Origin of the sequence: Streptomyces sp. NPDC057702 (assembly GCF_042799315.1) — a bacterium.
GTDB lineage: Bacteria > Actinomycetota > Actinomycetes > Streptomycetales > Streptomycetaceae > Streptomyces.
Genome location: NZ_JBHVJC010000001.1, coordinates 17558 through 43331 on the forward strand (window position 1 = coordinate 17558; position 25774 = coordinate 43331).

15 protein-coding genes and 1 CRISPR repeat array are annotated in these 25774 nt (G+C 75.7%); of the genes, 7 read left to right on the forward strand and 8 right to left on the reverse strand.

What is annotated here, in order from left to right; genetic code table 11:
* Positions 1-958: 958 nt before the first annotated feature.
* A complete protein-coding gene (gene groL / locus ACFVFR_RS00085; RefSeq protein WP_383696218.1) occupies positions 959-2584 on the forward strand; it encodes a chaperonin GroEL in 1626 nt (541 codons plus the stop codon).
* Between the two features lie 198 nt (positions 2585-2782).
* On the opposite strand, the gene murQ is transcribed toward groL, so the two are convergent.
* The gene (gene murQ / locus ACFVFR_RS00090; RefSeq protein ID WP_383696221.1) at positions 2783-3730 is read right to left on the reverse strand and encodes an N-acetylmuramic acid 6-phosphate etherase; all 948 of its coding nucleotides are present in this window, start codon (positions 3728-3730) and stop codon (positions 2783-2785) included.
* Between the two features lie 123 nt (positions 3731-3853).
* Positions 3854-4780: a MurR/RpiR family transcriptional regulator gene (locus tag ACFVFR_RS00095; protein WP_383696224.1), complete on the reverse strand. Its 927-nt coding sequence runs from the start codon at positions 4778-4780 to the stop codon at positions 3854-3856.
* A gap of 61 nt (positions 4781-4841) precedes the next feature.
* Here ACFVFR_RS00095 and ACFVFR_RS00100 point away from each other — a divergent pair, with 61 nt between their 5' ends.
* Both ACFVFR_RS00100 and ACFVFR_RS00105 read left to right on the forward strand, forming a co-directional pair.
* Positions 4842-5240 carry a hypothetical protein gene (locus ACFVFR_RS00100; RefSeq protein WP_383696227.1) on the forward strand — a complete coding sequence of 133 codons (399 nt, stop codon included), beginning with the start codon at positions 4842-4844 and terminating at the stop codon, positions 5238-5240.
* Positions 5240-5569: a DUF4031 domain-containing protein gene (locus tag ACFVFR_RS00105; protein ID WP_383696230.1), complete on the forward strand. Its 330-nt coding sequence runs from the start codon at positions 5240-5242 to the stop codon at positions 5567-5569. Before ACFVFR_RS00100 ends, ACFVFR_RS00105 begins: the two co-directional genes overlap by 1 nt.
* Before the next feature lie 572 nt (positions 5570-6141).
* On the opposite strand, the gene ACFVFR_RS00110 is transcribed toward ACFVFR_RS00105, so the two are convergent.
* Together ACFVFR_RS00110 and ACFVFR_RS00115 are read right to left on the reverse strand one after the other, a co-directional pair.
* Entirely contained in the window at positions 6142-7404 is a 1263-nt protein-coding gene (locus tag ACFVFR_RS00110; protein WP_383696232.1) for a Cmx/CmrA family chloramphenicol efflux MFS transporter, read from the reverse strand.
* A 377-nt stretch (positions 7405-7781) separates the two neighbouring features.
* Positions 7782-8408, reverse strand: a complete 627-nt coding sequence (locus ACFVFR_RS00115; protein WP_383696776.1) for a hypothetical protein — start codon at positions 8406-8408, stop codon at positions 7782-7784.
* Positions 8409-8799: 391 nt separating this feature from the next.
* Here ACFVFR_RS00115 and ACFVFR_RS00120 point away from each other — a divergent pair, with 391 nt between their 5' ends.
* The gene (locus tag ACFVFR_RS00120; RefSeq protein ID WP_383696233.1) at positions 8800-9516 is read left to right on the forward strand and encodes a copper homeostasis protein CutC; all 717 of its coding nucleotides are present in this window, start codon (positions 8800-8802) and stop codon (positions 9514-9516) included.
* Between the two features lie 456 nt (positions 9517-9972).
* On the opposite strand, the gene ACFVFR_RS00125 is transcribed toward ACFVFR_RS00120, so the two are convergent.
* The gene (locus tag ACFVFR_RS00125) at positions 9973-10494 is read right to left on the reverse strand and encodes a GNAT family N-acetyltransferase (RefSeq protein WP_383696235.1); all 522 of its coding nucleotides are present in this window, start codon (positions 10492-10494) and stop codon (positions 9973-9975) included.
* 203 nt (positions 10495-10697) lie between these two features.
* A complete protein-coding gene (locus ACFVFR_RS00130) occupies positions 10698-13031 on the reverse strand; it encodes a HelD family protein (RefSeq protein ID WP_383696777.1) in 2334 nt (777 codons plus the stop codon).
* Between the two features lie 723 nt (positions 13032-13754).
* Between ACFVFR_RS00130 and ACFVFR_RS00135 the strand changes: the two genes are divergently transcribed.
* Positions 13755-13997, forward strand: a complete 243-nt coding sequence (locus tag ACFVFR_RS00135) for a hypothetical protein (protein ID WP_383696236.1) — start codon at positions 13755-13757, stop codon at positions 13995-13997.
* Between the two features lie 589 nt (positions 13998-14586).
* On the opposite strand, the gene ACFVFR_RS00140 is transcribed toward ACFVFR_RS00135, so the two are convergent.
* Together ACFVFR_RS00140 and ACFVFR_RS00145 are read right to left on the reverse strand one after the other, a co-directional pair.
* The gene (locus tag ACFVFR_RS00140; RefSeq protein ID WP_383696238.1) at positions 14587-16236 is read right to left on the reverse strand and encodes a DNA repair helicase XPB; all 1650 of its coding nucleotides are present in this window, start codon (positions 16234-16236) and stop codon (positions 14587-14589) included.
* A 445-nt stretch (positions 16237-16681) separates the two neighbouring features.
* Positions 16682-20311: a helicase-associated domain-containing protein gene (locus ACFVFR_RS00145; protein ID WP_383696240.1), complete on the reverse strand. Its 3630-nt coding sequence runs from the start codon at positions 20309-20311 to the stop codon at positions 16682-16684.
* Positions 20312-20460: 149 nt separating this feature from the next.
* A CRISPR array of direct repeats spans positions 20461-21478; the repeat unit is 25 nt; unit sequence CCATCCCCGCACGCGCGGGGAGCAG.
* Positions 21479-22198: 720 nt separating this feature from the next.
* On the opposite strand from ACFVFR_RS00145, the gene ACFVFR_RS00150 reads away from it, so the two are divergent.
* Positions 22199-22684 carry a hypothetical protein gene (locus ACFVFR_RS00150; protein WP_383696242.1) on the forward strand — a complete coding sequence of 162 codons (486 nt, stop codon included), beginning with the start codon at positions 22199-22201 and terminating at the stop codon, positions 22682-22684.
* 1222 nt (positions 22685-23906) lie between these two features.
* Positions 23907-25322: a hypothetical protein gene (locus ACFVFR_RS00155; protein ID WP_383696245.1), complete on the forward strand. Its 1416-nt coding sequence runs from the start codon at positions 23907-23909 to the stop codon at positions 25320-25322.
* Positions 25323-25774: the final 452 nt, after the last annotated feature.

Consider the following 25774-nt stretch of genomic DNA (forward strand, 5'->3'; position numbering starts at 1 on the left):
GTCGGGCTGGCCTGGACGGCCTCGCCGCTTCCGCTCGGTCGGGCCGGGTGCCTCCGTGCGACGGTCTTGGTCCGGTCCAATCGCCGCTGGGCGGCCGGGCGCGTACCGCGTGGTGGTGGCCGGCCGGTGCGGCGCTCGGGGCGCGCTGGCGCCCGCGTGGCGGGTCGCTGGCGTACGGATGGGAGGGCCGGCTCGCGCCGGGGGCGTGGCCACCTCGTGTACGGCGGGGGTACGGCGCTCGCTCGGCCCGGGCTCCGCGACCCGGGCGGGCGCCCCCCAGCGGGCCCGGGCGACGTTCCGTACCTCGATCTGACCTCGCCGCGACCGTTCCCTGTCGTTGCGATCGCGTAGAGCGAACACATATGACGACGCGCCCGCGCGCCCGCCCCGCGAGCCCCCGTGGCTATGCCGCGAAGCGGCCCGTGCGCCCCGGCTCCCGGGCCCCTTCGTCAGCGTCCTCCGGAGCGTCGCCCGCCGCCGACACCTGTCCCGGCTCCGCTCGCGGAAGGGTTCGCGCGGGGCGAACTCCGCGTCGGTCGCCCCGGCCTTGAGCCCTCGCGCGCTCGCCCCGGTGGAGCGGGGTCCGGGGCCGGCGCGCCCGGTCGCCGGCCCCGTTCGCGAACGTCCTCGCGGGGTGCGGGTCGCCGCCGCCGGCGCCCGTTCCGGGGGCGCCGGCGGGCCGCACGCCCTGCTCCCGCCGGGTCCCGGGCGGTCACTCCCCGTCGGCGCTCCCGTGGAGCGGCCTTGCACTCTCATGGGTCGAGTGCTAATCATTGGCGTTAGCACTCTGATGTCGAGAGTGACAGCAGGACCGGGTCGGTGAGGCCCGCAGGCCGGGTGGGGAAGGAACCGCTCGGCAGGCAGGCCGTCCGTCGCGGGCGCCGCGCGCGGTCCGGAGTATCCACCCTCCCCCAGCCACTGGCCGGGGGGACCCCCAGTCCTGGGAGGACCACTTCACATGGCCAAGATCATCGCGTTCGACGAGGAGGCACGGCGCGGTCTCGAGCGCGGGATGAACCAGCTCGCCGACGCCGTCCGGGTCACCCTCGGTCCCAAGGGCCGCAACGTCGTCCTTGAGAAGAAGTGGGGCGCCCCCACGATCACCAACGATGGTGTGTCCATCGCCAAGGAGATCGAGCTCGAGGACCCGTACGAGAAGATCGGCGCCGAGCTGGTCAAGGAGGTCGCGAAGAAGACGGACGACGTCGCCGGTGACGGCACGACGACCGCGACCGTCCTGGCCCAGGCGCTCGTCAAGGAGGGCCTGCGGAACGTCGCCGCCGGCGCCAACCCGATGGCCCTCAAGCGCGGCATCGAGAAGGCCGTCGAGGCCGTCTCCGGCGCCCTCCTTGAGCAGGCGAAGGATGTCGAGACCAAGGAGCAGATCGCTTCCACGGCCTCCATCTCCGCCGCCGACACCCAGATCGGCGAGCTCATCGCCGAGGCGATGGACAAGGTCGGCAAGGAAGGCGTCATCACCGTCGAGGAGTCGCAGACCTTCGGGCTTGAGCTGGAGCTCACCGAGGGCATGCGCTTCGACAAGGGCTACATCTCGGCGTACTTCGCCACCGACATGGAGCGTATGGAGTCGGCTCTCGACGACCCGTACATCCTGATCGTCAACTCCAAGATCTCCGCGGTCAAGGACCTGCTGCCGCTCCTCGAGAAGGTCATGCAGTCCGGCAAGCCGCTGCTGATCATCGCCGAGGACGTCGAGGGCGAGGCCCTGTCCACCCTGGTGGTCAACAAGATCCGTGGCACCTTCAAGTCCGTCGCCGTCAAGGCCCCGGGCTTCGGTGACCGCCGCAAGGCCATGCTCGGCGACATCGCCATCCTCACCGGTGGCACCGTCATCTCCGAGGAGGTCGGCCTCAAGCTGGAGAACGCCGGTCTCGACCTGCTGGGCCGCGCCCGCAAGGTCGTCATCACCAAGGACGAGACGACCATCGTCGACGGTGCCGGTGACAGCGACCAGGTCCAGGGCCGCGTCAACCAGATCCGCGCCGAGATCGAGAACTCGGACAGCGACTACGACCGCGAGAAGCTGCAGGAGCGCCTGGCGAAGCTCGCCGGCGGTGTCGCGGTGATCAAGGCCGGTGCCGCCACCGAGGTCGAGCTCAAGGAGCGCAAGCACCGCATCGAGGACGCCGTTCGCAACGCGAAGGCCGCCGTCGAGGAGGGCATCGTCGCCGGTGGTGGCGTGGCCCTCATCCAGGCCGCCGCCGTCTTCGAGAAGCTTGAGCTCGAAGGTGACGAGGCCACCGGTGCCGCCGCGGTGAAGCTGGCCCTTGAGGCCCCGCTGAAGCAGATCGCCGTCAACGCCGGCCTTGAGGGTGGCGTCGTCGTCGAGAAGGTGCGCAACCTGACCGTCGGCCACGGCCTCAACGCCGCGACCGGTGAGTACGTCGACATGATCGCCGAGGGCATCCTCGACCCGGCGAAGGTCACGCGCTCCGCGCTGCAGAACGCCGCGTCGATCGCCGCGCTGTTCCTCACCACCGAGGCCGTCATCGCCGACAAGCCGGAGAAGGCCGCCCCCGCGGGCGCCCCGGGCGGCATGCCGGGCGGTGACATGGACTTCTGATCCGCCTCGCGGATCGGCTGCTCCTACGAACGAGGGCGGCACCCCCCAGGGGGTGCCGCCCTCGGGCGTTGTCCTGCCCGGCCCCGGGCCCGGGCGAAACGTCGCGTGACCTCCCGCGACCTCGCCGGACCTGGTGGGACCTCACGGCCGGGTACGGGCTGGCGCGCGACGCGCGCGTCGGCGGCGGTCGCGGGTGCGTCAGGCGGTGCGGGCGGCGTCGATCGCCACCCGCAGGTGGCCGTTCGCGTCGGCGAGCAGGCGCCGGGCGGCCGGCGCGTCCACGTCGGCGACCAGGGTGAGGATGGCGTCCTTGACCTCGCCGTCGGTGGCCGCCAACGCCTCCTCGATCCGCTCCTCCGGAGCGCCGGTGGCCAGCGCGACGATGCGCCGCGAGCGGGCGCGCAGCTTGTCGTTGGAGGCCCGCAGGTCCACCATCAGGTTCCCGTACGTCTTGCCCAGCCGGATCATGGTCAGTGTCGAGATCATGTTGAGGACGAGCTTCTGCGCCGTGCCCGCCTTCAGCCGGGTGGAGCCGGTGAGCAGCTCGGGGCCGACGACGACCTCGATGCCGTGCTCGGCCGCGCCCGCCAGCGCCGAACCCGCGTTGCACGCCAACCCCACGGTCAGCGCGCCGTGCTCGCGCGCGTACGTCACGGCCCCGACGGCGTACGGCGTACGCCCCGACGCGGAGACGCCGACCACGCTGTCGCGGTCGGTCAGCTTCAGCGCGGCCAGGTCGGCGGCGGCCAGTTCGCCGCTGTCCTCGGCGGCCTCCGCCGAGGTGACCAGCGCGCTCGGGCCGCCCGCGATGAGCCCGACGACCTGCTCGGGGTCCGCGTTGAAGGTCGGCGGACACTCGCTCGCGTCCAGTACTCCGAGCCGCCCCGCGGTGCCCGCGCCCGCGTAGATCAGCCGGCCGCCGTCGGCCATGCGCGCGGCGATCGCGTCGATGGCCGCCGCGACGCGCGGGAGCTGGTCGGCGACGGCGGTGGGGACGGCGGCGTCCTCCGCGTTCATCAGCCGGGCGATGGCGAGGGTGTTGAGCCGGTCGACGTCGGCGAGTTCGGGGCGGAACGCCTCCGTCGTCAGGGTGTCGAGCTGGGCTCGGAGCTGGTCGGGTGCTGCGTCGTCGGCGCTGCTGTTCATGGCGGCGGGGGCTCTTTCTTGGTACGGGTCGGGGGGAGACGCGAGGGGGAGCGGGGCCGGGACGCGTACGGGGCGCGGCGCGGGAGGGGTGTACCCCGCCGGGGGGGCGGTGGTGGGGCGGGGTCAGCGGCCCGCGCGGGGGTCGCGCCGGTGCGCCAGCGCCTCGTACGACGCCGACAGGGCCGGCGCGGCGGTCGCGTACGTGCGCTGCGCGACGCCGACGAACAGGCAGTCCACCACCAGGAGTTGGCTCGTACGGCTCGACATGGCCGCCGGGCGCAGCTCGCTCTCGCGGGCCGTGGAGGTGGTCAGCACCAGGTCCGCGTACTGCGCCACCTCCGCCTGCGGGTGCCCGGTGATCGCCACCGTCGTCGCGCCCTGGTCGAAGGCCCGGCGCAGCGGCTCGATGACGTCGACGGTGCGGCCCGAGTGCGTGACGGCGATGGCCACGTCGCCCGGCCGTAGCTGCACGGCGGCCGTGACCGCCAGGTGCGGGTCGGAGTGGGCGTGCGCGACCAGGCCGATGCGCAGCAGCTTCTGTACGAGGTCCTGGCAGACCAGGCCGGAGGCGGCGATGCCGTACGCGTCGACACGGCGGGCGGCCACCAGGGCCGCGACGGCCGCGTCGAGCTGGCCCACGTCCAGCGCGGCGGCCGTGTCCGCCAGGCACTGCCGCTCCTCCTCGGCGAGCTTGGCCACGACGTCGGCGATCGGGTCGTCCACCGCGATGTCGGCGGTGACGGCGGGCGCGCGGCCCGCGCTCTGCTGTGCGGCGAGCGCGGCCAGCGCCAGCCGCAGGTCCCGGTAGCCCGGGTAGCCGAGGACGCGGGCGGTGCGCACCACGGTGGCCTCGCTGGTGCCGGTGCGCTCCGCGAGGCCGGTGACGGTGAGCGCGGCACAGCCGGCCGGATCGGCGGCGACGGTCTCGGCGACCCGCTGCATGGAGCGGGTCATGGACGGGGCCAGGGCGCGGACCTTGGCCGTCAGGGCGGCCGGGGCCGGCGGCGGGGCGTCCACCCCGATGAAAGTTTCTTTCAGTTTGCTGCTCACCTCTGAAAGGTATTTTCAGGCATGGCGGGCGTCAACCCCGCCCGCCCCCGACAATGGAGGCATGGAGCTCGAACAGACACTGCACATGGCCCGGTCGCTGGTGCTCGCCGACCTGTCGGCCGGAGACGTGGCGCGGGCGGACGTGGTCTCGCTCGTGGAGGACGCGGTGGCCCACCGTCGGTGGTGGGTCGAGCAGTGGCCCCAGGGGTCGGAGTTCGTGGCCGGCCTGGTCGCCCAGGACGTACAGGACGCGCTTCTCGAACGGTACGGGCGGTGGCCGCTGTGCCCGGTGTGCGTGAGCGGGGGCGATCCGCACGCGCTGGAGGTGGAGCCCGAGTTGGGCGCGGACCCGCACTGGGTGTGCGTGAAGACCACGGTGTCCGTCGCCCGGGTGGGCGCGCTCGCCGAGGTGATCTCGGGCGGCGCCGGTCGCGCCCGCAGACCCGGGGACGACCACTGATGGCCGTGTACATCGACCCGCCGGTCTGGCCCGGCCACGGCCGCATGTGGTCGCACCTGGTCAGCGACGTCTCGTACGCGGAACTGCACGACTTCGCCGAGCGGATCGGCGCCCCGCGACGGGGCTTCGACCGCGACCACTACGACCTGCCGTCCAGCAGTTACGCGGCGGCCGTGGACGGCGGCGCGATCGAGGTGACCAGCAAGGAACTGGTGCGGCGGCTCACCCAGGCCGGACTGCGGCGCCCGAAGCAGGGCGGCGACGGGGGCGCGCTCCCGCGCGCGGACAGCCTGGGCGAACCGGGTTCGGCGGGCGGCGCGGCGCCGTGACCGTTGGCGTCTGACCGTGAGCCCTGGCCTGGCGCCGTAACCGTCGCGTGCCGCCGCGACTCCTGGCGTGCCGCCGTGCCCGTGGCCTGGTGGTGTGTGGCGCGGCCCGGGGGTGTGTGGCTGCGGCCCGCCGGCGCCCCCCGGTGTGGCCGGCCCGGGCGCCATGGCCCTGACGCGGCCGGCCCCGCCCGTGGCCCGTCCCGCCCGTGGCCCGTCCCGTCGGTGGCCTCTCCCGCCGGGTCGCCCACCGGGCCGATGTGAGCCGGCGACCCGCCTCGCCCCCCCGCCGCGAGGGCGTGGCGGGTCGGCGGGCCGGCGAGTTCGTGAGTGGTTGATGCGGCGGGTCGGCGGGTCGGCACGTGCGTGCGCTGGCGGGTCGGCGGGTTGAGGGGCCTGGGCCCGGGGGTCGAGGTTGGCGCGTTGGGCGTTCCGGGGTGTTTCGGGTGCCACCGGCCCGTGCGTACGCCGCCGGGTCGTACGGGTCTGGCCCGCTCGCGGGCCGCTGGGCGACGGCCGGGAGGGCCCGCCGCGCGGCCGGAGGGGCGGGCCGGCGGGCGGGAGTCGACGGCGGTCTACGGGGCGGGGCAGGTCTCCTGGGCCGTGACCGTGCTGCACGTGGCCGGGGTGGTGGCGGGTTCCGGTGTGGAGGTGGCCACCACGCGGGAGCCGGTCTCGGCGGACGGCGTCCGCTGGTGGATGCGCGAGGACACGGCCGTCATGCCGACCGCGAGGGCGGCCATCGCGGCGGCGGTCCAGGCGACGGCGGAGTAGCCCCAGCCGGCGCCGATGACCAGGCCGCCGAGCCAGGGGCCGACCGTGTTGCCGATGTTGAACGCCGAGGTCGTGGTGGCCCCGGCGAGGGTGGGCGCGGCGCTCGCGACGTTGAACATGCGCGCGTTGAGCGCGGGCGCGGTGGCGAACGCGGTGACGCCGAGCAGCAGTGACAGGGTCACGGCGGCGACGGGCCAGTGGGCGGTGAGCGCCAGCAGCGTGAGCACGGCCGTCGAGGCCGCGATGCCGCCGTAGATGGTGCCGAAGAGGTGCGCGTCCGCGAAGCGCCCGCCGATGGCCGTACCGATGAGCGCGCCGACGCCGAACAGGCCGAGCACCGTGGGCACCCAACTCTCCTTCAGGCCCGCCGAATCGGTCAGCAGCGGCCCGAGGTAGGAGAAGAGCGCGAAGACGGCAGCACCGTTGAGGGCCGTGGTGACCAGCGCGAGCCACACCTGTCGGTCCCGGTAGATGAGTAGTTCCCTACGGAGCGAGGGCGCGTCGTCGCCGGTGGCCGGCGCGGTGCGGGGCACCAGGGCGATGACGCCGACCAGCCCGAGCACGGAGAGCCCGGCCACGGCCCAGAAGGCGGCCCGCCAGCCGGCGTGCTGGCCCAGGAACGCGCCCGCCGGAACGCCCGCGATGTTGGCGATGCTGAGCCCGCCGACCATGACGGCCATCGCCCGCGCCCGCGCCGTGACCGGTACCAGCGAGACGGCTACCGCCGCGCCCACCGCCCAGAACCCGGCACAGGCGAGCGCGCTGACCACCCGGGAGACGAACAGCACGTTGTACGTGGGGGCGAGCGCGCCGGCTATCTGGCCGAGCCCGAAGACGGCGAGCAGGGCGATCAGGGTCGTCCGGCGCGGCAGCCGGAGCGTCGCGGCGGCCAGCACCGGGGCGCCGACCACCATGCCGACGGCGAAGGCGGAGACCAGCAGGCCGGCCTTCGGGATGGACACGCCCAGGTCGCGGGCGAGGGGCTGGAGCAGCCCGGAGAGCATGAATTCGGACGTGCCCAGAGCGAAGACCGACAGGCCCAGGACGTAGACCGCGATCGGCATGCGGTAGGGCGCCGCGGGTGACGGGAGGGGCGCGGGGGCAGTGGGTGAAGCTGTGGGTTCAGTGGGGACGGGCATGACAGGCTTGAACGTTGACGCGGGGTTCGGCATTCCCGCCGCGCCGCCGCTACCTGTCGTCTTTCAGCAGGTCACGCCGCCGTTGAGCGAACCGACCGGTAGGTTCGGCGCGTAGACGGAGGGTGCCGCCGGTGGCTCGGGCGGGCGGCACCCGGTCGAGCACCGCCCGGTTCGCGGTGCTCCGCCGACGGTGTCCGGCCCGCGCGGTCGGGGCGCCGGCGGGGAGGTCGCGGCGCGGCCGGGACCACCGCGCGGGGGCGTCCGGCGCCCCTGTCGCCCGTCCCGCCGTGGCCGAAACGGCCCTACGCGCCGAGCAGCTCCAGTTCGGTGGCGAGGTTGCGGCGCGCCACCCGCTCCCAGCGGTCGTGTCCGGTCGGCGTCCTGAACAGCCGCTCCAGGGTCAGGAGTTGGCGCAGTACGTCGGCCCGGCCGGCCCGGAACGTCTCGTCGGGCACGAACGCGTACTCCGCGCGCACCGCCGCCGCGTACGCCGCGTACTCCCGTGGGCCGCCCGCCAGCACGGCCAGGTCCGCGTCGCACAGGACGGCGCCGTTGTGGTCCCCGTCGGCCGGGTCGTGGTCGACGGTCAGCCGCACCAGACGGGCCACCTCGGCGGTCCCGGCCGGCGAGAGGCCCGCCTCCGGCAGGGCGCGCTCGGCCAGGCGGGCGCTGCGCTCCTCGTTGGTCGAGCGGTCCGGGCGGTAGACGGCGTCGTGGAACCAGGCCGCCAGCCGCACCGCGTCGGGGTCGTCCGCGTGGTGGGCCAGCTCGTCGACCCGGTCGAGCACCGCGACCAGGTGGTCGGTGGTGTGGTAGCGCCGGTGCGGCTCGGCCCACCGGTCGAGGAGGTGCTCGCCGTACGGGAGCGGGCCGGGGCCCTCGGCGTCCCCGCGCGCGGCGGTCAGCGTCTGCGTCCAGCGGGAGAGCAGCGCCCGGGTGGCCGGATGCGGGGGGCCGGCCTGTGCGGGTGGCGCCGCCGCCGGCGTGCCGTGCGGGTCCGGCGGGCGCGGGTCCGCACGGCGCTCGGCGGGGTGCCGCGCGGCGCGCTCCTCGGGTGCCGACGCGCCCGGGGCGGGCCGCTGGCGCGTGCCGGCCCGGCCGCCACCTCGCGCGGCCTCGTCGGGCGGGTCCGCGTCGGGCGGGGTGGCGCCGGAAGCGGGCCTGTCGGCGGGGGCGTTGGCGGCCGGGGCCTCCTCGGAACGGTGGGCGCCGGAGGGGGGTTCGCCGGGGGAGGGGGCGGGGTGTGGCACGGGGTCGGGCATAAGCCAATTGTGAGGTACACCTTCCGGTCGCCGCCCGGCGTGTGGCAGGCTGTGTTACATGTCTAGACCAATTCTTGAGGTGATCGCGCTCGGCGTGGACGACGCGATCGCGGCCGAGGCCGGAGGGGCGGACCGCCTCGAACTGGTCACCGACATGGCCGCCGACGGGCTCACTCCCACGCTCGACGGCTTCACCGCGATCCGGTCCGCCGTCGACCTCCCGCTGCGCGTGATGCTGCGGGCCACGGACGGCTTCACCGCGGGCGGCGCGAGCGACGTGGCCGCGCTGTGCGCGAGCGCGCGGGAGCTGCGCGCCGCGGGCGCCGACCAGTTCGTCTTCGGCTTCCTCAACGACGCGGGCCAGCCCGACCTGGCGACCGTCCGCGCGCTGGCCGACGCCATCGAGGGCGCGCCCTGGACCTTCCACCGCGCCATCGACCGGGCCGCCGACCGCGACCTGGCCCGCAAGCGCCTGGTCGGGCTGCCCGGCCTCGACACGTACCTGACGGCGGGCGCCGCGCAGGGCGTGGACGCCGGCCTGGACGCCCTGGTCGCCGAGGCGGCCCGGGGCGCGAACGGCGAACCCGGGTACGAGCCGACCATCCTCGTCGGCGGCGGCCTGCGCCTCGACCACCTGCCCGCCCTGCGCGCGGCGGGCGTCAACGCCTTCCACATCGGCGGCGCGGCCCGCCCGCGGGGCTGGACCGGCCCGGTCGCGGCGGAAGCGGTGGCCGCCTGGCGCGCCGCCCTCGACACCCCGGTGGCCGTCGGCTGAGCGAGGCCGGCGCCCGGCGCCGGCGACGCCCCCGCCATCTCGCCATTCCTCCGTCCTCCGTTCGGGCCACTCTGGCGCGGGCGGGGCGATCCTCCCGGGAGGAAGGGAGGGAGGAGTCGGGCGGGGCGGGCGGCGGGATCGGGTGTCGCGGGTCGGCGTGCGTCGCGCCCGGGTGCAAGCCGTGTGCCGCGTCGGAGTGCGCCGCGCGAGGCGTACACCGGTTACGTCGGCGTGCTGACGCGGCGTCAACAGGCTTACTGGTGAGGCGAGTTGACCGCCCCCCGGCTGCCGTGTCGTACGCCCTGGCAGCGCCGGATACGGGGGGAGCGGGGCGAGGCGGGCCGGGCCGAGGCTGGCTCGGGGTCACGCGGGGCGGGGCCCGGCCGGGGAAGAGACGAAGGATCGGCGCCCGCGCGGAGGGGCCGAGCCCGGGACGCCGCACGGGAACGCGGACGGTCAGTCGCCCTCGGGCGCGTCCACGAACCCCATCGTCCGGTTCATCGCGATCGCGCTCGCGTTGGCCGGGTGGTGGATCGTCCGCACCGTGGGTACGCCCCACTCCCGGACGAAGGCCATGCCGTACGTCTTCATGGCCAGGGAGAGCCCCCGCCCCCGGTACGCCGCGCGTACCCCGGTCATCTCGTTCATCGCGAAGCCGCTGTGGCGCGAGGTGGCCGCCAGCCCCGCCCACACGTCGCCGTCCAGGGCGAGCACCACGCCGCGCGGGTCGTACGAGGGATCGTCGAAGCGCCGCACCACGAACTCCTCGTAACTGAAGAACTCCCCGCGCTCCGGGATGTCGGCCGAACACTCCTTGTTCAGCTCGTACAGCGCCCGCCGGTGCTCCGGCGTGTCCCCCAACTCGGCGAGCGTGACCAGTCGCAACCCCTCGGCCCGACACCGCTCCACGTACGACGCGAACCGCGCCCCGTCGAACCCCGCGACATCGAGTTCAAGCCGCACCCAGCGATCGGTCACGCCCCCACCCCTTCCCGGCCCGAGCCCACGTGGGCCAGTCACCCACGCCTCTCCATCCTCAACCACCACCCCTCGCCACACAAGATCATGTCGTGTGGGCGGTGCGGCAGGGGTGGGTTCGCCGCTCTCGCCTGCCGGTCCGCCAGGTGGGGGCGGTCCGCCGGCACCGCCGGTGTGCCGGGCCGGCGGGCCCACCCCGCCCGCTACGCCGCCGTCGCGGCGGGCGCTGTCGGCTCCGCCAGCTCCGCCGGCAGGGGCTCGGCGTGGACGATGGTCAGGCCCGAGACGGCGCGGGTGAGGGCGACGTAGAGGCGGCGTAGGCCGGTGCGGTGGGCCGGGACCCGGGCCTGGTCCGTGGCCTTCGGCTCGGCGGGCGGGGCGCCCTCGCCTCCAGCGCTCGCTCCACCCTCGCCTCGGTCGTGCGAGCGGCGCTCGCCTTCGGTGTGTGACCCGCCCTCGCTGTCGGGCCGCAGCGCGGTGGTCGACTCGGCCTCGCTTCCGGCGGTCAACTCGCCGTCCCTTCCGGTGGCTGACGTGCCGTCCGGTGCGGGGATCGGGTGCGGCGTGGGGAGGGTCAGGAGGGGTTCGCCGGCCACTACGGCGGCTGGCTCGTCCAGGACGACGTAGTCGTACTCCAGGCCCTTGGCCAGGGAGGCGGGGACCAGGGTCAGCCGGGCGTCGGGGGTGGTCTCCTCGCCCGGGGACAGGTGGCTGAGGCCGGCCGTCGACAGGGCGGACGCCAGCGCCGGGACGCGGGCGTCGGCGGCGATGAGGCCCACCGAACCCTCCCGCTCCAGAGCCTGCCGGCAGGCCGCGACCACCTCCGCGTCCAGCGCCTCGGTGCTCCCGTCGGGCGCCGCCCCCGGGTCGGCGGGTCGTGCTCGGCGGAACTCCAACGAGCCCGGCGACTCACGTACCGACGTCGCCTCGGCCAGGTCGGGGGCGATGGACGGGAGCAGCCGGGAGGCGTACGCGATGACCTCGCGCGGCACGCGGAAGCCACGGGTCAACTCTTCAACCCTGGCATCCGGCTTGCCGAGATGGTGCAGGGCCTCGGCCCAACTGCCGGTCGCCCACGGCGTGGTGCCCTGCGCGATGTCGCCGAGGACGGTCGCCGAACCCGTCGTGCAGCGGCGGCCCACCGCGCGGTACTGCATCGGCGACAGGTCCTGCGCCTCGTCCAGGACCACGTGCCCGAGCGAGGGGGTGCGCTCGATCAGGTCGGCCGCCTCGTCGATCAGCACCGTGTCCGCCGCCGACCACCTGGCCGACTTCGGCCCCCGGGCCGGCTTCTCCCACAGCAGCGCGCGCTGTTCGTCGGCGCTGAGCAGGCCCGCCGCGTGCTCGGCCAGCGCGTCGGCGTCGGACAGGAGCCGGAGCACAAGCTTGGCCGGGTCGACCGCCGGCCAGACCTCCTTGACCACGGCCTTGACCGCCGCGTTACGGGCCACCGCGTCCTGCACCCGGTCGTCCGGCGCCTCGCCGGCCTGCTCCATGCGCACCAGCACGGCGTGCGCGATGCGCTGCGGCAGGGCCGCCCGGGCCGCCCCGTACCGGATGTCGCGGGCCAGCAGCTCCCGCACGAGCTCCTCCACCTCGTACGCCGGCACCCGCCACCGCCGCGAACCGCGCACCACGACCACCGGATCCCGTGGCATCCGCACCCCCGACCGCAGCGCCCGCCGCAACACCTCGGCCATCCGCGCGTCGCCCTTGATCCGGGCCCGTTCCGCGCTGTCCGTGCCGCGCACCTCCACATGGGCCACCAGGTCGGCCACCGTCGCCTGCTTGACCTGGAGCTCGCCGAGCGCCGGCAGCACCTGCTCGATGTAGCTGAGGAAGGACTGGTTGGGCCCGATGACCAGGGTGCCGGTGCGCGCCAGGCGCTCGCGGTGCGCGTACAGCAGGTACGCCACCCGGTGCAGGCCGACGGCGGTCTTCCCGGTCCCCGGCGCGCCCTGCACACAGACGGTGCCACCGATGCCGGCCCGGACGATCTCGTCCTGCTCCGGCTGGATCGTCGCGACGATGTCACGCATCGGCCCCACGCGCGGGCGCTCGATCTCGGACTGGAGGAGTTGGCTGGTTCGTTCGCCGGCGTCGGCGCCGGGCCCGCTGAGCGGCTCGTCCTCGTACGCGGTCAACTCGCCGCCGGTGTAGCCGAAGCGCCGCCGCAGTACGACGTCCATCGGCTTCTTCGGGGACGCCTGGTAGAAGGGTTGCGAGATGGGCGCGCGCCAGTCGATGACCATGGGGTCGCCGCCGGCGTCGTGCACGTGCCGACGCCCGATGTAGAACCGGTCGCCGACCTCGTCCGCCGTGCTCCCCGGCGCGGGCCGGTCGGCCGGGGTGGGTTCGGCGGGTGTCTCGATGGTGTGGTGGGCGTGCCCGTAGTCGAGGCGCCCGAAGAACAGCGGGGTGTCGGACAGGTCGGCGAGTGCCTTGATCCGCTCGTCGATGGTGTGCCGCAGGGACTCGGCGCTGACCCAGTTCCCGGCCGTGTCCGTGGTGTCGAGCGCCTCCGCGTCCGCGCGCATGGCCCGCAGCGCGGAGCGCGAGGCGGCCAGGTGCGCCCGCTCCCTGCCGAGCGGCCCGCCGTCGTCGGTCGCGGCCCCGGTCGGCGGGTCGGCGGGCGCCGGCCCGCCGGGGTCCGCCGGCGGACCGGGCCGCCCGGTGGTCGGGTCGGGCGGCTCGTCGGCACGGGTGCGGTGCGATGCGGCGGGTTCCTGGGCGTGCGCGGGCACGGTGTTGCCTCCGGCTGTGGTGCGAGGGCGTACGAGGTGCGCGGGGGCGTAGTACGAGATGCACGACGGCGCGCCTGGGCGCACGTCGACGCACGACAGCCTCCGCGCGGATGTGAGCGAGGACCGACCGGTTTCCGTCCGGTCGGCGGCGCTCCCTGGCAGTGAGGGAGGCGGGGAGCCCCCGGGCGTGGCCGGGGAAGAGCGAGAGTTTAACCACCGGGGCGGGCGGGCGCGACCGGTTATCTCGTGAGCACCGTCGCGGGGTCCCGCTCACGGGTCCCGCACCGGCCCGCGCGTGCGGGGGGCGGGGCGTTGTCTCGGGGGCGGGCGGGGTGGGGTCGGGCGAGGTCGGGCGGGGTGGGGCTCGGCCGCCGGGGGGAGCGGGGGTGGAGGTTGTCAGGGTTGGGCTCCACCTCCCGTAGGGGATGCCGTAGGACCGGAGGGGGAGGGGCGGACACCGACGGTTACACCGGCAGGTCGATGTCTGGGCCAGGTGCGGCATCGATGATGGTTCACATGAGCACCGCGACGATCGCCTCCAGCCCCCTCGCCCCGACGACCAGCGGTTTCGGCGCGGCACCGCTGCCCTCCGGAGCCCCCGCCGCCTGCGCCACGGCCTCCGCGCCGCGCACCGGCGAGCCCGCCCGCTCCCGCCGCCCGCTGGGCACCGCGATGCACGCCGTCAAGGCGTTCGCCGGCGCCGCGTTCCGCGTGGCCGTCCTCGGCGACTACGCGGACGCGGGCGTACGCAAGCGGTAGCGGCCCCCGGCCCACGCGCTGACCCCCGGCCCGCACGCCCCCACGCCAGCCCCGACCCCCACGCCGGCCATCACGACCGGCCGAGCCACCCGCACTCCGCCCGACCGCCCCACCCGCACCACGCCGGCCGCCACGACCGTGCCGAGCCACCCGCACCATGCCGTACACCGCGACCGCCCGACCGCCCGCACTCCGCGACCGCCCGCACGCGCCGCCGTCCCGCCTCGATCGCGTACGCCACTGTCACGACCCCCGTGGCCGTACGCGGCGCTCGTGCCGAAGCACCACCGTGCCGAAGCACCACCGCCCTGACGCGACACCGCCCTGACGCGACACCGTGCTGGCGCACCACCGCCCTGACACACCACCGCGCTGGCGCGCGCCGCCGCACCGACACAGCGCCGCCGTGCCCGTACGCCGGCGCACCGCGATCCGACGTCCTACCTCGCGCCCACGGCGCGTACCCGCCTCACCCGACCCGCTCCACCTGACTCGCCGCGCCCGGTGTCTCCCGCCCGCCCCGTCCGGCGCGTGCGTCCAGTTCGGCGCGCCCGCTTCGGTCGGTCTCGGCCGGCCTCACACGTGCTCGTCACACGTCCTCGTCCGTGAGGAGTTCGCTCGCGTCGACGATCCGGTACGCGTAGCCCTGCTCGGCCAGGAAGCGCTGGCGGTGGGCGGCGAAGTCCTGGTCGATCGTGTCGCGGGCGACCACCGAGTAGAACCGGGCCTCGTGCCCGTCCGCCTTCGGGCGCAGCACCCGGCCGAGCCGCTGGGCCTCCTCCTGGCGTGACCCGAACGTGCCGGAGACCTGGATGGCCACCGTCGCCTCGGGCAGGTCGATGGAGAAGTTGGCCACCTTGGAGACGACGAGGACGGACAGTTCGCCGGCGCGGAAGGCGTCGAAGAGCCGTTCCCGCTCGGCGTTGCTCGTCTCGCCCTTGATCACCGGCGCGCCCAGGTGCTCGCCGAGTTCGTCGAGCTGGTCGATGTACTGCCCGATGACCAGTGTCTGCTCGCCCTGGTGCCGCTTGACCAGCGCTTCGGTGATCCGCCGCTTGGAATCGGTGGTCGCGCAGTAGCGGTACTTCTCCTCGGCCTCGGCCGTGGCGTACGTCAGCCGCTCGCTGTCGGTCAGGTTGACCCGCACCTCGACGCAGTCGGCGGGTGCGATGTAGCCCTGCGCCTCGATCTCCTTCCACGGCGCGTCGAACCGCTTGGGGCCGATCAGCGAGAAGACGTCCGACTCGCGGCCGTCCTCGCGGACCAGCGTGGCCGTCAGGCCCAGCCGGCGCCGCGCCTGGAGGTCGGCGGTGAACTTGAACACGGGCGCCGGCAGCAGGTGCACCTCGTCGTAGACGATCAGGCCCCAGTCCCGGGAGTCGAAGAGTTCCAGGTGCGGGTAGACGCCCTTCCGGCGGGTCGTCAGCACCTGGTAGGTGGCGATGGTGACCGGCCGGATCTCCTTGCGCGTACCGCTGTACTCGCCGATCTCGTCCTCGGTCAGCGAGGTGCGCCGGACCAGCTCGTGCTTCCACTGCCGGGCCGAGACGGTGTTGGTCACCAGGATCAGCGTGGTGGCCTTCGCCTCGGCCATCGCGCCCGCGCCCACCAGCGTCTTGCCCGCGCCGCACGGCAGCACGACCACGCCGGAGCCGCCGTGCCAGAAGCCCTCGACGGCCTGCTTCTGGTACGGGCGCAGCGACCACTGGCTCTCGTCCAGCGCGATCGGGTGCGCCTCGCCGTCCACGTATCCGGCCAGGTCCTCGGCCGGCCAGCCCAGCTTGAGCAGGGTCTGCTTGATCTGCCCGCGCTCGGAGGGGTGCACCGCGACGGTGTCCGCGTCGATGCGCGTCCCGACCAGCGGCTGGACCTTCTTCGAACGCAGCACCTCTTCCAGCACCGGCCGGTCGCTGCTCTCCAGGACCAGGCCGTGCGTGGGGTGCTTGAGCAGCCGCAGCCGACCGTAGCGGGCCATCGTCTCCGCGACGTCCACGAGCAGGGCGTGCGGCACCGGGTACCGGGAGAACTCCACGAGCGCGTCCACGACCTGCTCGGCGTCGTGCCCGGCGGCCCGCGCGTTCCACAGGCCGAGCGGTGTCACCCGGTAGGTGTGCATGTGCTCCGGCGCGCGCTCCAGCTCGGCGAAGGGCGCGATGGCCCGCCGACAGGCGTCGGCCTGCTCGTGGTCCACCTCCAGCAGGAGTGTCTTGTCGCTCTGGACGATGAGGGGTCCGTTCACGTGCCTCGCCCTTTCCGCTGGTGACCGGTTCCACTGGTGACCGGCTGGCATCGACGACCGTCCGGGCCGTGCGAGGGCCGCGGGGGCGGCCGACACGGTGGGTCCGGGAGCCGCCCACGCGAGGGGCGGCCAAACAGCCAGTGTCGCGCATCGGGGCGGGGCGCCGGGGTGGGATCCATCACGCGGGGGTGGCGGCGCGCGGGGGAGCGGGTGGTGCGGGGCGCTCGCGCGGCACTCCGGGGCGGTGGGGCGGGGGTGGCCCGGTGCGTGGCGAGGCTGGTGGGGCATGTGGTGCCCCGTGCGGGTGGGGCACGTCTCGTGCGGGGTGGGGGCCGTGCGGGGGCTTCGCGCGGGGCGTGCCGTACGGGCGCGGGGCGTACGGGCGTGAGGGCGTACGGCCTTCGGGCCCGGGGGCTCGGCGTCGGTGCCGAGGGGTGGGGGGCGGCTACAGCGCGTCGTCGGCCAGTTCGGCGACGCCCGTGATGCGGTGCAGTGGATAGGTGCGGACCTCGTCGGCGGTGTGGTCGTAGGCGGTGACGAACCCGCCCTCGACACGTACCGGCGCGATCACGCGCTGGCTCGCGGCGCCGTCCGCGTTGACGTAGCCGATCCACACGGCGGAGCCGGTCAGTGCCGCCGCCTGCATGGTGGCCAGGGTCTCGGCGGAGGTGGTGCGCGGGAGCTGGCCCGGGGCGGTGGCGGGCGTGGGCGCGCCGGCCTCGGCGGCGGTGTCGTCGCTGGTCACGGTGGTCGCGGGGGCGGCCGGCCGGTGGGTGGCGGTCGCGGCCAGGTCCCCGGCGCGGATGGCGCGCACCGCCGCGTGCAGCAGCGTCCCGTCCGGCACCGGCGGCCCGTCGGGGACGGGGGCGGGCGCGGTGCGCGCCGGCGTGCGGTACGCGTCGGCCCGTGTCACCACCACATCCCCCTCGGCGGACTCGGCCGCCGGCGCGTGCCCCAGCTCGCGCAGCCGCTCCAGGAGGACGTCCGGCGCGACCTGCGCGGCCAGTACGGTCGGCGCGAGCCGGCGCAGCCGAAGGCCCGCCGAGCGCCGGTCGGCCAGGATCTCGGCGAGCAGCGCGTCGTCGTCGCAGCGTACGTACGCCGAGGCGGCGCCGACCCGCAGTTGCCCGTGCCGCCGCGCCACGTCGTCGATCAGGTACGCCAACGGCTGCGGCACCGGCGTACGGGAGTGCTCCGCGAGGAAGGCGTGCAGGTCGGCGGCGGCCCGGCCGGTGTCGAGGGCGCGGCGTACCGAGGCGGGCGTGAAGCGGTAGACGGTCGCGCCGCCCTTGGACTCGACGTCGGCGAGTACCCCCAGCACGTCGGCGAGGTGGCGTTCGAGCGGGCCCGGCGCGACGGCGGTCAGGTCGGCCTGGAGGAGCACGTGGTCCAGCGGCTGCGGGAGCAGCGGCGCGAGCAGGCGCGCGGCGGCGGTGGCCCCGGCGGCCAACTCCGCGGTGGTCGGGGCGGGCGTGGAGGGTTCGGCCGGGCCGGCCGGGTCCGCGACGGTGGCCGCTGTGGCCGCTGTGGCCGCTGTGGGGCGGGTCGCGGACCGGCGTGGGGCCGGTGTGGTGGCGCGGCCCGCGCCGGGGGCGGGGTCGTCGGCTGGCGCGTTCGCGCTGGTGGATGGGGTGGCGGCGGGGGGCGCCGGTGCCCCGGCGGGTGGCTCGGGGGGCGCGCTCGGGCCGAGGAGCGCGCGGCCGTGCGCGGCGAGCGCGCCGCGACCGGTCACGCCGAGTTCCTCCGCCTCGGCGAGGGCCCAGCGGGCCAGCCGGGAGCGCGGGTCGTCGCCCGGGGGCGCGTCGGCGTCGGCAGCACCCCGCAACGGGCGCTCCCAGCGCAGCCGGGCCAACAGCGCGTCGGCCGGCACCGCCGACCCGACCGGCACGGAGGCCAGCGACCCGAGCACACGCCGGCGCACCTCGGGCGCGGCACCCCGGTCCAGGTCGGGCCCGAGCGCCGCCAGCGTGCGCCCCTTGCCGTCCCGACCGCCGACCAGCCCCGGCGTCCGGGTGGCCACCAGCCAGGCGGTGGCGAGCCGGGCCCACCGCTGCTCGGCCGGCAGCCGGAGCCACTCGTCGTACGCCGGCGTCGGCGCGAACCGCTCGTCCGCCTCCCCGTCCGAGGCCAGCAGCCCGGCCGCGTACGCCAGCTCGATCCAGAACGCGGCCTGCGACTCCGGTACGTCCAGCGCGGCGGCGGTCCGCTTCAGGTCGCGCACGCTGAGCCCACCCGCCCGCAACACGGCGGGTCCGCCGCTCTGCCACTGGGCGAGGAGCTCCTCGACCGTCGCGAGGGCGGTGTACGCCTGGCCGGCCGCCGCGTTGTCCACCACCTGTGGACGACGCTCGGTCAACGGCGCGAGCGGCGGCCGAACCGGCTCGACCACGCGGTGCGCGCGCCCCCCGCGCAGGAACAGCGCGACCTCGCGCGGCAGGACGACGTTGCGGGGGCCCGCGGGCAGCAGGAGTCCGCGCGCGAGCAACCAGCGCAGATGCGGGGCGGGGCCGGTGCTGGCCTCGGCGCCGGCGGGCGGGGGTGTGGGGGTGCCGCGCGGGCCGGCGGGGGGCGGGTTGGCCGGAGCGCCGGCGCTCTGGTGTGAAGTGGCTGGCGCCCGGTCGGTCGGGGCCTGGCCGGCCGATGCTTGGCCGGTCGGCGAGGGGGTGGTGGGGGCTTGGCCGGTCGTCGACCGTGTGGTCGGTGAGGCGGCGGCCTGGGCGTCCGTGGCCCGGTGGAGGTTGGTCGGAGGCCGGTCGGTCGGGGCACCCGTGGGGTGTGCGCCGGCGGGCGAGGGAGCCTGGTCCGGGCGGGGCGCGCCGCCGGGTGGGCCGCCCGGCGAGTCGTCCGGTGGGCCGACCGTGGTGGCGGGCTTGCCCGGCGCGCCGGCGCGCCGGGCCGTGACCGCCCGGCCGGTCGACGCGGCCCGCGCCGCGCTCACCGCGCCCGCCACGGTCGTGGCCGCGCGGACGTCGGCACGCGCGGTGTCGGGGGTGGGTGCGTCCTCGGTGTGGCCCCGGCTCTGACTCTGGCCCCGGCTCTGGTCCGGGCCCGCCCCGGCCGGGTCGGCGGTGGCCGCGGAGACCGACCCGTACGGCGGCCCCCACATCAGCCGGCGCAACGCCGTACGGGCCTGCGGCGGGGCCGTCTCCAACAGCGCCGTCATCCGCGGGCGATCCGTGAACAGGCTGGTCAGAGCCGCGACAGCGGTCACCGGATCGTGCGTGGCCGGCAACCCGGCGGCGGCGATGACCTCCTGCAACCGGCCAGGCGACATCCCCGCCGTGGCCTCCGCGACGGTCGGCCCGAGCCCGGTGGGCGAGGGCCGGTTGGCGGCCGGGGCCAGCAGTTCGCGGGCGGTACGGATGAGGCGCAGCCGGTCGTCCCCGCCCCAGACCAGCGCCTGCCGCCGCAACGTCGCCACGGCCCGCGGCAGCGCGGCCCGAACCTCCGCCGCGAGGGCGGCGCCCTCCGCCACCGGGCTGACCCCACCCGGGGCACCCCCGTCGGGGCGGGTGTCGTCCCGACGGGCGCGGTCGGAGCGGGCGCCGCTGGTCCGGACGTCAGCGGTCTGGTCGTCTCCCGTCTGGCTGTCAGCGGTCTGACCGTCGGCGCTCTGGTCGTCGTCGAGGCGGCTGCCGTCCGTCCGGGCGTCGTCGGGGTGCGCCTCACGCGGGCGCGCCTCGCGCGAGGCGGCCTCCGCGCCGGGGGCCGTACCCGCCTCGGTCTCCGGCTCCGCCCCCGCGTCCGGATCGCCGGTCATCAGAGCGGCCAGCGTCTCGTACGGGCACGGGTCGGGCGCCACCGCCAGCGCCTCGGCGACCTGCAACGCGAACCGGTCCAGCCGCTCGACCGCCCGTACGACCGAGCCCCGGGTACCAGCCCTGGTGGCGAGCTGGGTGAGGTCGCCAGGCACCGGATTCAGCAGGTCAGGACGGGCGCGCAGCAACAGTTCGAGCGCGCCGTCAGGGCGCCCCCGCAACTCTTCGGCCAGCGTGCGCGGCGCCCCACGGGACCCGCCGTCGCGCCGCCCGGCTCCCCGGCCCCTGCGTACCGCTCCATCCCGCGAGGTGGTCATTCGCCCCACGGTACCGGCAACCCACCCCAACCCCCACGAGCTCGCCCCGAGCCCGGCTAGAGCCCGAATGGACGGCGGATGGGGGGTGCTGGCCGCAAGGGGCTGGCCGCAAGGTGCTGGCCGCTGGGCGACGGGTGGGGTCGCGGGGGCGGGCCCCGCGTGGGCGGGGGCCAGCGGTGGCGAGGGGGTGGGGCCCGGTGAGGTGGTAGGGCAAGCCTCGGCTGGGGCCATCCCCGCATGCGCGGGGGCAGGCGCCGGGCCGCTGCTTCCGTGGCCCAGGCAGGGGACCATCCCCGCACGCGCGGGGAGCAGATGGGGAGCGTGATGACGTCCGCGCCCCGACCGGGACCATCCCCGCACGCGCGGGGAGCAGAGGAGGTCACTCACGAAGCTCGTCTCCTCACGGGGACCATCCCCGCACGCGCGGGGAGCAGCGACCTGGCACGGTGACACGAGGAGATCGACATGGGACCATCCCCGCACGCGCGGGGAGCAGGGAAGAAGCCGCCGGCCGCCCTCGGCCGACGTGGGACCATCCCCGCACGCGCGGGGAGCAGGGATATCCCCGGCCGGGGATATCCCACCCCTCGGGACCATCCCCGCACGCGCGGGGAGCAGGCGTGGCCACGGTGGAGATGGCGGAGAAGGATGGGACCATCCCCGCACGCGCGGGGAGCAGTGGTGGATCGTCCGGGCCTCGGCCATCAGCTCGGGGCCATCCCCGCACGCGCGGGGAGCAGGCGCTGAGGCAGAAGTTGTTGTGGGTGGATGAGGGGCCATCCCCGCACGCGCGGGGAGCAGGTGTTCCTGCTCTTCCTCGCCCTGGTCATCCTCGGGCCATCCCCGCACGCGCGGGGAGCAGTCGCGCGACATCTTCGACGAGTGCTGCGCCGAGGGGCCATCCCCGCACGCGCGGGGAGCAGGCCTGCGCCGAACGCAGATGCCACGGCCGGTAGGGGCCATCCCCGCACGCGCGGGGAGCAGTTCCGCCTGCAGGGCCTTGCTGGTTCGCTTCAGGGGCCATCCCCGCACGCGCGGGGAGCAGCCTGGAGCTGCTGCTCCTGCTGCTGCGCAACCGGGGCCATCCCCGCACGCGCGGGGAGCAGACCAGGGCGGTTCGCGTGGAGAGGGAGGAGGAGGGGCCATCCCCGCACGCGCGGGGAGCAGAGTAATTGACCTGCGGTTTTACTGCGCCTGGCCCCGCCTTTTTGCAACTTCTGCGGATCGCGACCTATCGGTCAATCTCGGCAAAACGTGCACAGCGAACCCTTCTTGACGCGGGACGCTCAGGTTACCGTTCGGCCGGCGTGGGTGAGAGGGAGCTGGGGCGGGGAGGGGCTCGGACTGAGTGCTCGGTGTGGTCGGCTCGGGAGTGGTGGCGGGCTCGACTCGGGGCGCGGTTTGGTCTGGGTGCCGGGGCGTGTATTCGCGTGCGTCGGCCTGGCCGCTGTTCTCCGGGGTGGTGGTATCGGCCCGACGCCGCTTGCGGTGCGTGATGGCGGTCGTGGCGCCCCGTCCTGCCCGGCGATGCCGAGTCGGGGGGCAGCTCGATGGCCGGGCGTCGCGACGCGTGGACCGTTCGCGGATCACGTCCACGGAGAATCCGGCGCGTTCGGCCAGGCTTTCCCGCGTGAAGCCGCGTCATATCCGCAGTCGCGCCCACCGCTCGCCCATGCCCAACTCGACAGGAACGCTCATGCGTTGCTCCTGTCGCAGAACCCGTTGATCGCGGTACGCCGCCCCGCGCCCCGTGCCATCCGGTCGCGAGGGGCGCCTCCCCCGGCGGGCCCGTACGGTGAGGTCAGCCGGGGCCGGGCGGCGGGTCGGCGGGTCGGCGGGATGGTTCGTACGCGGCGTGGGTCGCGGTGGAGTCGAGGGGGCGGTCGCGTGGTCACTCTGGCCGTGACGGGGCACATCAACCTGACCGGGGCCACCGTGCCGCTCGTGCGGGAGGGGCTGCGGCGTGTCGTCGACGCGCACGTCCGCGACGGGTTGACGGGCGTGTCGTGCATCGCCGCCGGCGCGGACGCGCTCTTCGCGGAGCTGGTGTTGGCGGCGGGCGGGCGCCTGGTCGCCATCGTTCCGTCCCGCGACTACCGGGAGGCGGCGGTCACGCCGGAGTACGCCGAGACGTTCGACCGGCTGCGTCGTACCGCGCACGAAACGCTGGTCATGCCGTACGACAGGGCGAACCGTACGGCCTACGCGGCGGCCAACGCGGTGCTCCTCGAACGGGCCGATCGCCTGGTCGCCGTCTGGGACGGCACGCCTCCCACCGGCAAGGGCGGCGGCACGGCCGACGTGGTGACCGCCGCCCGGGACATGGGTCTGCCTGTCGACGTGGTCTGGCCCGCGGGGGCGCGGCGGGGGTGAGGGCCCGCGCCGCGTTCCTTCGCCGGGGCGGGTGAGTTCGGGGGCCGGCCGCGCGGTGCGTCGGGGCTCCCTGCCGGGGCGGGGGCGAGGAGTTCGGGCCGCGGCCCGGTCGCCGCGTGCGACAGGCGGCGTGGCCCCGCAGGTGCGGGGATCAGCGAGGTGGCTGATGCCCCTGGGGTTGCTTGATGGCCCCGGGGCGCTCGTGTGGGTCATCCCCGCAGCGCGGGGACCAGCTCAACGTGCCCGGCGAGAGCTACCTCATCGGGGGACCACCCCCGCATACGCGGGGAGCCGCCCCAACCCCCGCCGACGACCGTGGCCATGTCGTGGGGTCACCCCCGCACGCGCGGGGATCAGCCTCCGCCCGACCGGCAGGACCACCGGCGGCTGGGAAGACCCCGCGCGCGGGGACGAAGGACCCCCGCGTGCGCGGGGACCAGGAAGCGTCGGTCGGCACGTCCACGGCGTTCACGGGACCACCCCCGCGCGCGGGGACCAGCTGAAGTGCGCGGCCACGAACCTGGGCGACCAGGGATCACCCCCGCGCACGCGGGGACCGAGGCGGCCTGGTGCATGTCGATCGAGGCCAAGCGGGGCCATCCCCGAGCGTGCGGGGACAGGTCGTCACCGACGACAGCTACGGCGACGGTGCCGGCGGACCACCCCCGCGCACGCGGGGACCAGCTGAAGCGCGCGGCCACGAACCTGGGCGACCAGGGACCACCCCCGCACGCACGGGGACCAGTACGCGGCCTCGGGCAAGCCGCAGCCCGGCGGGAGGCCCCCGCACACGCGGGGATCAGGCGATTGACCTGCGGGTTCACAGCGCGAGGTAGCCGTTTTCCGCAGCTCCCTCGGAGTCCGACACAGCTCGTGCAGCACGCGTGGGCCCCTCGGCCGAGCCACCCTCGAAGCGTCAACCTACCCCCCCGTAAACCGCCCGCTGGGCGGCGGTCGCCGGGCGGCGCCCGTACGCCGCACGCCTGGCGCGACAGGCCGGCCACGCCCCACACCCCGCCGGGGGGCGTAGGCGCCGCAAGCCGACAAGCCCCCGCGCGAGCCGCGCGAAACGCCGGCCCGGGGAAGCAGCCAGCCACGCCCCGCGCGCCCCCGCTTCCCAAGCCGGCGGGCGCCCCCGTGGCGCCGGCTCTCCTCGGCGGGGCCGAAACGGTAACGTCGGATGAGTTCGGGGCGCCAACGTTGCGGATTCGCAGGGGTTTTGGTGGGGATCGAGAGCGATCAGCTCGTTTATGACTATCTGGGCAAGGTCGGCGACCTTGCCCAGCAGCAGGGGCTGCTGTCCGGTGACCGGGTGCGGCTCGTGTCCGAGGTGCGGGCCGAGATCGATCGGCGGCGGGGCGCCATGGCGGGGGCGGACAGCCCGGCCGCGGTGAGGAAGCTGCTGGCGAAGATGGGTACGCCGGCCGAGCTGGTGGTCGCCGCGGGCGGTCGGCCGCCCGGTGCGCCCGTGCCGATCGAGCCCACCCGTATCGAGCCGGGGCCGGGGTCGGCCGACGGTTCGCGGGACTCCGGGGCCGGCCCGTCGGACCGGGGTGAGGGGAGCGGCGGGCAGTCGGGAGGTGGTGCCGGGGCGGACCGTACGGGCATCTTCTCGGCCGCCGACCAGGCCACTCGCGCGGCCCGCGAGAAGCTGGCCCGACTGACCGACCTCAGCGCCCTGACGAGCAATCTGACCAGCGGGTTCAGCAGCAAGCCGGCCACGCGGCGACGCCCTGAGACCCGGTCACCGGGCCCGGCCGCGCCCCCCGACGCGCCGGCGCGGCCGACCCCGCCGGGGCCCGGCCCCACGTTGCGTAAGGAGCCGAGCGAGCGGGCCACGGGAGGGATCGAGGACGCGGGGTTCGACGGGCCGTACGTTCCCGCGCCGCGCTGGGTCCGGCCACCGGGCGCGGCCTCGCCGCCGCACCTGGCCGGTGAGGACGAGCTCGGGCCGCGCGAGTCGAACCCCGACTGGTGGCACAGCGAACCCGGCCCGATGGAGGTCAGCCCGTTCGACGGTGGCGTCTTCGCGCCGCAGGGGCAGGGGCCCGGCTTCGTGGACGGGTTCGTCGGCGGCATCGAGCTGCCCGACCTGCTCAAGCCGCCGACGGACGCCGACACCGGGGTCAAGCCGGTCGAGAAGGGGCCGGGCGGCGCGCTCACGGACGGGAAGGGCGCCGAGGGAGGCGACGGCGCCGCGACCGAGGGGGGTGGCGGGGGACGCCGGGGGCTGCTGCGCCGGGTGTTGCGGCGGCGCGGTGGCGACAGCGGGGGTGGCGGCGAAGGTGGCGGCGGGTCGATCGCCTGGCTCGCGGTGCTGGCCGCGTTGTTCCTGATCGGCGGCGGGGCGTTCGGCAGTTGGCTCGCGTTGGGCGTCGGCTGGGTGCTGGCGTACAACACGCGTGCCCTCACGCGCGGCGAGACGAACTTCGCCACCATCGGCGTGCCCAGCCTCGCGGTGTTCGGGGGGATGGTGTGGCTGTGGGGGCGCTTCGAGGAGCGTTGGGGCGCACCCATCCCGGAGGACGGCATGGGTGAGGCTCTGGCCGACACGGCCCCCGTGGTCATCCGCGTCGCCGCGTTCGCCTCGGCCCTGTACCTGGGCTGGCGCGTGCAGCGCAAGCGCGCCAGCGGCTGACCCACGCCCCCACCCACGAGAGGCCCACTCCTGACTCTGGCCCGGCTCGTCCCGGGCTGACCCTCGCGCCGGCGTGTCCCTGGCGCCGGCTCGGCACTCGTACGGGCTCGCCCCCCGCCGGCCGGCCCCCGACCCGCCCCAGGCTCGGCCCGACCCTCGCGCCCGCTCGGCCCCGGTGCCGGCCCGGCCCCGGTGCCGGCGGCCTCCGCGTCGGCCCGTCTGGCCCCCGGCCCGCCCTCGCCCCCGCTCGCCCGTCCCGCCGCGCCGCGCCGCGCCGCCAAGCGAACAGCGCCGCCGCGCCGCCGCGCGACCAGCGTCGCAGGTCAGGTCAGCCGGGATGAGACGGCCGGAACGAGACGGCCGGGGTGGGCCGGCCGGGAGGGGGCGCGCCGGACAGGTCGCGGGCGATCGCCGTAGGTCGGCCGGGGCGTGGGCCGGGGTGGGCCGTGACC